Source organism: Niastella sp. (assembly GCF_045805085.1).
Classification (GTDB): Bacteria; Bacteroidota; Bacteroidia; order Chitinophagales; family Chitinophagaceae; genus Niastella.
In genome coordinates, this window is record NZ_JBJMLX010000214.1 from 1 (window position 1) to 7,089 (window position 7,089).

At 43.5% G+C, this 7,089-nt stretch carries 7 protein-coding genes; 3 read left to right on the forward strand and 4 right to left on the reverse strand.

The genetic code is table 11. The features are described from left to right. Positions 1 to 231, forward strand: a 231-nt coding sequence (locus ACJ751_RS10980; RefSeq protein ID WP_407745538.1) for a hypothetical protein, incomplete at its 5' end; no start/stop codon positions are given. A gap of 117 nt (positions 232 to 348) precedes the next feature. On the opposite strand, the gene ACJ751_RS10985 is transcribed toward ACJ751_RS10980, so the two are convergent. The 4 genes from ACJ751_RS10985 to ACJ751_RS11000 form a co-directional block, all read right to left on the reverse strand. Beyond that, positions 349 to 1,137 (reverse strand): polysaccharide deacetylase family protein, encoded by a 789-nt coding sequence (locus tag ACJ751_RS10985; protein ID WP_407745539.1) that lies wholly within the window; start codon positions 1,135 to 1,137, stop codon positions 349 to 351. 96 nt (positions 1,138 to 1,233) lie between these two features. Continuing rightward, the gene (locus ACJ751_RS10990) at positions 1,234 to 1,599 is read right to left on the reverse strand and encodes a DUF1304 domain-containing protein (RefSeq protein ID WP_407745540.1); all 366 of its coding nucleotides are present in this window, start codon (positions 1,597 to 1,599) and stop codon (positions 1,234 to 1,236) included. A gap of 2 nt (positions 1,600 to 1,601) precedes the next feature. Then, on the reverse strand, positions 1,602 to 2,510 hold the full coding sequence (locus tag ACJ751_RS10995) for an NAD(P)/FAD-dependent oxidoreductase (RefSeq protein WP_407745541.1): 909 nt from the start codon (positions 2,508 to 2,510) through the stop codon (positions 1,602 to 1,604). 752 nt (positions 2,511 to 3,262) lie between these two features. Then, on the reverse strand, positions 3,263 to 3,478 hold the full coding sequence (locus ACJ751_RS11000; RefSeq protein ID WP_407745542.1) for a hypothetical protein: 216 nt from the start codon (positions 3,476 to 3,478) through the stop codon (positions 3,263 to 3,265). 374 nt (positions 3,479 to 3,852) lie between these two features. Here ACJ751_RS11000 and ACJ751_RS11005 point away from each other — a divergent pair, with 374 nt between their 5' ends. Both ACJ751_RS11005 and ACJ751_RS11010 read left to right on the forward strand, forming a co-directional pair. Continuing rightward, positions 3,853 to 6,270: a TonB-dependent siderophore receptor gene (locus tag ACJ751_RS11005; RefSeq protein WP_407745543.1), complete on the forward strand. Its 2,418-nt coding sequence runs from the start codon at positions 3,853 to 3,855 to the stop codon at positions 6,268 to 6,270. A 210-nt stretch (positions 6,271 to 6,480) separates the two neighbouring features. Then, positions 6,481 to 7,089: hypothetical protein (locus ACJ751_RS11010; protein ID WP_407745544.1), on the forward strand; the 609-nt coding region annotated here is incomplete at its 3' end.

Consider the following 7,089-nt stretch of genomic DNA (forward strand, 5'->3'; position numbering starts at 1 on the left):
CAAGGCTGCTTACCCCGGGGTAGCTTTTTGAAGACCGTTGCTTCAAAAGGCAGCCTCTGTTTGTATGAATTGTATTTTCATGAATACAACAAGGAGCTGGAAAAACTGGTAGAACAACTAAATACCCAATCAAAAAAAGCGGAGGAGACCGGCGATAATATCAAAATGGAAGCCATACTGAAAAAGATCACCTGCTTTAAAGTGCTTGTGATAGTGAATTGGACTTGTTGAAAGGCCTGCGAAAATATTCCATTACCATTTGTACTGAACCATAAAAAAAAGGCGTCTCGTATTCTTGAGACCCCGTTTTTAAGATATATAAAATCTTGCTGGCGCGTGATCGATTTATCAATATGCATTCACCGCGATATCTTTATTCTTCTGCCTTACCAGTTCCGCCAACGTGGAATTGTCGATGAATTCAAAGCCACCGATCTCCTGTAAGGATTTAAAAAAATGTTCTAAAGATTGCCATAAGGAATACTGGCCGATCTCCCAGCTATGCCCCCATAAATGAAAATAATGATCTTCTTTTTGGGTGAGGGAAACCGCATACAGGTAATGGAGAAAATTCCGGCTCATGGCTTCCCAGTTGGAATCAAACAACCGCAAAGCAGAGAGATAACTTACGAATTTCATTCGCTTCACATTATTCTTTAAATAGGAGATGTTGGAATGATTATACACCTGGCAGGTGGTGGGCAGAATTATAAAATCACGAACTTTTTTTACACTGTCCATTGAATGGGTAAGCATTTCCACAGTTCGCATAGAAGTAAATCCGGCTTCCCGTTGCAGGGCTACATGCTCTTTGCTAAATCGCCCAACGGGTGGACAAAACGAGCGAATTGCTTTTCCGGTAACATCCTCTAACCATTGCTTGCAATCGAAAATTTCTGTACGGGCTTGTTTGTAAGAGACCTTTGTTAAAATGGAATGGGTCATGGTATGTCCCCCCACTTCAATCAGATCAGCCAGCGTACGGATCTCGTTTTCAGACAAATTTTTAGAGCACCACTCACATGATCGCGGAATATAAAATGTGGCTTTTATATTATACTTGGCAAGCAATTCTGCAAGGCGCAGATCGGCAATGTGGCCATCGTCGAAGGAACAGGTAAAATAGATTTTTCCCACTGGTTGTTGTTTAAATAGCTATCGATGATTATATATAGCATAGATCATGCCCAGTCATTTAATCAACAAATTGACGAATAATGGCGGCACATTATCTTATTTCAGCAGCACCGCGCCCAGGGCTAACAAGGCAGGCAATGCCTGAATAAAGAAAATCTTTTTAGTAGCGGTGAGAGCGCCATAAACCCCGGCGACAATTACGCAGGCAAGGAAGAAAACCGCCACATGGGTACTCCAGGTTGGATCTGTAATAAAGAATGACCAGATGAGTCCGGCGGCCAGAAACCCATTATACAAACCCTGGTTAGCAGCCAACACTTTGGTGGGTGCAAATAACTCGGGGCGAAGGGAACCCTTAAATGCTTTTTTGCCCTTTGTTTCCCAGGCAAACATTTCCAGGTACAAAATGAACAAATGCTCCAGGGCTACCAGGCCCACCAATATGTTGGCTACTATTTCCATATTTAAAATGATTCTTCTACCAGTTCTTTATTGATGCCTGCGCCTGCCATGCCCCCACCCGCTACTGCGAGCGAAACGGCCCGCATCATAGCTGTATTATCACCGGCGGCATATACACCGGGCACAGAAATACGGCCCAGCATATCAACGGCTATATATCCCTGTTCAGTTAACGCACAACCTAATTGAACGGGGATATCGCAGTGTTGCTCAAACGAGGGTTTCGCGTACATCGCTTTTAACGGCATGGCGGAACCGTCTTTCAACAATACCTGTTCCAATTGACCATTGCGGTGTTCAAACCCTGCAATTTCCGTTTCCACCACCGCGATATTATGCTTTTGCAGTTTTTCCTGCTGCTCTAAAGATAGGGTTGATTTGCCATTTGTAAAAAGGGTAAGTTCTTTTGTGAGGTTATTGATCAATTTACTAAATTCAAAACCGATATCGCCATTGCTCATGATGCCGGTTCTCTCCTGCTTTACTTCATACCCATGGCAGTAAGGGCAATGGATAACCGTAATGCCCCAGCATTCGGCAAAACCGGGAATAGCCGGCATCAGGTCTTTCACGCCGGTGGCAAATAACAATTTTCGGGTAGCAAGCACAGCCCCATCGGCTGTAGTAAGTTCAAAACCGTTCTCCACTTTGGTGGCTGACACAGCAAGGCCGCTTTGAATACTTACGGTTGCATATTTCAGTACCTGTTCCCGGGCTTTATCAGCTATCGCTTTTGGCGTTTCGCCGTCATGGGTAATGAAATTATGCGAATGCGGGGTTTGCCGGTTACAGGGCAAACCGCTATCGATAATAAGCACCTTACGTAAAGACCTGCCCAGGGACATTGCGGCTGATAAACCGGCATAACTTCCCCCTACGATGATCACATCGTACCTGTTATTTCCTGCCATAGTATTGAGTTTTAGTCTAAGTGTGGTACAAATGTAGGGAAAGTTTTACATTTTGCAACAATGTTGCATCAGTAGCTCCCTAAGATTCATCAATGGCTTATTATCACACACCAATAGCTCATTATCATTCATCAGTAACTTACTATCATTCATCGGTAGTTTATTATCATTCACCAGTAGCCCATTATCATTCACCAGTAGCTCCCGATAATTCATCAGTAGTTTACTAAAAGTCATTAGTAGCCAACTTTGACTCATAAGTAGCTTACTATGACTCATAAGTAACTTACTATGACTCATCAATAGCTTACTATGACTCATCAGTAGCTGACTTTGACTCATAAGTAGCTTAGATGACCTATCAGTAACAAACATCGGTCGAAAGCTTAACCTTATTTGACGTATAGTTGCAACAAAAACGCACAATAATAGTTAGCCTTGGTGTATAGTTGCGCAACAATGACCCATAACTAGCTACATACGCCCCAAAGTGAATCACCAATAGCTCAATGTCAGATCAAAATGCGGCATAGTTAGTCATGGATGTGCATTTAATAAACTTCGGCCCAATATCCTCTACAAGAGTGATAAGCTCTTCAACTTTTTCATTAAAGTTTTGAATTTGCTGCCATAAACGAACGAAATTGATCGTCGCCCTGTTTATACAGGCCTGTGACTCTCTGGCACCCGTACGTTTATAGTGTATGACAGAAAGTGCCGCAGTATAGCCTCAGGCAATATGTAGTATAGTCTCAGGCAGTTTGCAGTATAGTTACAGTATGGGTGAAGGCAGGATGCACCGTAGATGAAGCATAGATACTCCCAGGATGAAGCATACCAATGGTAAGACAATAGTAAGGGAATAGTAAGCCAATAGTAAGAGAATAGCAAGGGAAGAAAGTGGAATTAGTGATGATCGTGGCTGCCAGGCGCATTTTTGAATGAATATGTTTTGCTGACAACTTCATAATTAAAAATACGATTTTTCTTTATCATATAAAAATCACTAATAATACCTTTCGCTTATCCGTTATGTTACCCTTCTCGTAAATCAATTTCCTGATTGCGTAAATCCGTTAACGCCTTCCTGCCCTTTCTTTGCACCACGATTTAATTCTCCTTCCACCATAACAATGTATATATAACGCTTTAGCAAAAACTATTATAACCTTACCAAATATTTACCTGTTTGTCGTACCTGCACTGTAACGGAAGGAGAACCAAAACGGTGTAGTATACGTATAAACAGGTTCTTTTTATTGGTACCACCCAAACCTCCCATTCGCTTTAGATAAAATAAATATAGGACCCTATAGCATTTGTACTTATTAAATGAAAAACAATGAAGATCATGCTACGTTTCACCCTGTTCTTATTTTTTGTTACCGGTTTGCAAACTGCATTGATGGCACAGCAAGGCAGTTTGCAGGGAAAAGTAACGACGGCCGATGGTAAACCGGCCGAAGGCATTACGGTAGGCATTGCCAATAAAAAATGGGCAACTGCTACCAACCAGCAGGGTGAATACAAACTGACGGGCATAAAACCGGGCAGCTACACCATTCGGGTTACAGCAGTTGGATTAAAATCCGTTGATAAAACCGTTACCCTTAATGAGGGAGAAATTTTAGTAACTGATTTCATGCTGACCGAAAATCACGCGACCCTGCAGGAAGTGGTGATCGCTGCGAGTAAACGTTCACTTACTGATGGCAGTGAAACCGCGGCCAAAATGCCCCTGAGCCGTTTGGAAAATCCTCAGGTATACACTTCTCTTTCCAATAACCTGATAAAAGAACAGATCACTACCGATTTTGGGAATATTTTAAAGAACACGCCTGGCTTATATAAAATTCAGGGTAACCGGGGTATTAATAGCGATGGCGCTACTTATTATTCATTGCGCGGTTTCCGGACTGAAGTATCATTGGTAGATGGAGTACCGGCGCAAACAAATGGTGAAATGGACCCCATAAACGTAGAAAGAATTGAAGTATTGAAGGGTCCTTCGGCTACCTTATTCGGTGGGGTTGTAACATCTTTTGGCGGCCTTATTAATATTGTAACGAAAAAACCAATTGATACTTTTGGCGGCGAGATCACCTATAGCGCAGGCAGCTACAATCTTAGCCGGGTTACAGCCGATATATATGGCCCGGTCAATAAAGAAGGAAATGTTTTATTCCGTTTGAATGCTGCCTACCAGAACCAGGGAAGCTGGCAGGATGCCGGATCCAGAAAATCACTGTTGCTCGCGCCTGCTATTGAATTACGCGCCAGCAATAAATTTAAAATAAACCTAACAGGTGAATTTTATAGCGCAGAAATGACCAGTCCGTCGGTTATTTTCCTGAACCGTACCCGGCAGTTCGTTGCGCATACCCCCGATGAATTGGGTTTTACCTGGAACCGTTCCTATACTACCAACGACCTTACCATGAAAACGCCCACGGCGAATATACGGGCCATTGGTACGTATAAATTAAACAATAACTGGACATCTCAAACCATCCTATCCAGCAATACGCGTAAGTCAGACGGTTATTACCAATATGAATTCATCCGTAAAGCTACCGATGATTCCCTGGAGCGTAACATTACCTATCAGAACACTATTAATACCACTGTAGACATTCAGCAGAACTTTACCGGCAACTTCAACACCGGCGCCATCAAACACCGCCTGCTGGTGGGGCTTGATTATGTTCGCTTACGAGTGAACAACGACAACTCTCCTTATATTGTTTTTGATTTTGTGAATGGCACATATAATGATGACAGAAATCTTACAAAGATCTCCCGCTATGCAGTGGATCAGAAAATAGCCGCCAGCACGGATGCACCAACCCGTAACCATACTACATCCGGTATTTACAGCGCCTATGTTGCTGACGAGGTGAATGTGACCGGAAATTTAATGGCCCTGTTGAGTGTTCGCGTAGATCGTTTTGAAAGCAAGGGCACCCGTAACCACTCGGTAGATACCGTGCTGGCCAACACCCGTTACACGCAAACGGCGGTGTCACCCAAATTCGGGTTGGTGTACCAGGTAGTTAAAGACAAAGTCTCCCTTTTCGCCAACTATATGAACGGGTTCAGCAACGTAGCCCCCGTTACCCAACCTGTCCCTGAAGTATCTGGTGTATTGAAACCACAACAGGCTAACCAGGTTGAAAGCGGCGTTAAGTTAGACCTGTTTAACAACAGCCTGAGAGTGACCGCCAGCTATTACGACATCAGGGTCGACAATATGACCCTCACAGATGTGTATGTAAAAGATGGACGTAACTATAATATAACCGTTCAGGAGGGCACGCAACGTAGTAAAGGTTTTGAACTGGAAGTACAGGCAACCCCCATTGACGGGTTGAACGTACTGGCTGGCTACAGCTATAATGACAGCAAATTAACAAAGGCAGCTCCGGCGTTGAATGGCCGACGTCCTGCTGCGGCCGGCCCTGCTAACCTGGCCAATGCCTGGATCAGTTATACCTTACCAACCGGTAAATTAAAAGGACTGGGCGCTGGTGTAGGTGGCAATTATGTTGACAAACACCTTACGGCTAACTCTGCTGCAACCGGTGTGTTCACGCTGCCTTCTTACACTTTATTAAATGGCACCGTTTTCTATGATGCGCTCAGATATCGCCTCGGGGTTAAAATAGACAACGCCACTAACGTAAAATACTTTGTTGGCCAGGGCGTATTGAGCCCGCAAATGCCTTTCACGGTTACAGCTAATGTAACGGTAAAATTATAACAAAAAAAGCACTGTTCTTTTCTTGTAAGAGGCTGTCCCGGACAGCCTTTTTTATTTCACGGAAATATTTTTCGACCACATATGCATTCTTAATAATACATGTGTGTTACCGTTATATTATGTTGCAAAATATGTAAAACAGGTAACCGTAAAACCCATAGATTTGTTACGCTCATTTTGAGCCAACCAAAAACTTTTAAACTCTATCTTATGCAAATGAAGTACTTTTTGCATGTCCTTGTCATGGGCATACTCTTCTCGCTGCATTCCTTTTCACAAAGCGCAAATATTAGTTACATTAATGCCGGACTTCCCGAGATACGCAATACATTCAATGCGGGTGGAGGACCGTTCAAAGTAGGTGGGGTTGAACATTATCCTTATTCCGGGGGTGTGCTTTATAATCATAACGATAGCGCAATCTCCCTGCAAACCCAGATTGCCAGTACAAATGCTCCCAATCTGGGCACGGCTTATGCCATTAAGTATCCCTTTAAGGAAGGATACCATTATACTATCCAGGCCGTGGCCTGGCAAACAGATCCTTCACAGGGGGCGATTCAATTAGTTTTTTCTCTTATCAACCAACGGCCCGACCCTCGTGACAGTGATCCCGTTACCAATGGCCCCGTAAGTCAGGATCACTGGGTGTCATTACTGAACAGCCCATTGGCAGCAACATACCTTAACAAAGATAAAAGTACCCGTTACCTTGTTAATTCTACCTTCGATCAGGCTTATAATTATTTAACCGTGCTGGCATGGCAGGGCGCAGTGGATGCCGCCGGTTCATGGGCGTTTATCAGACAGATCGCCATC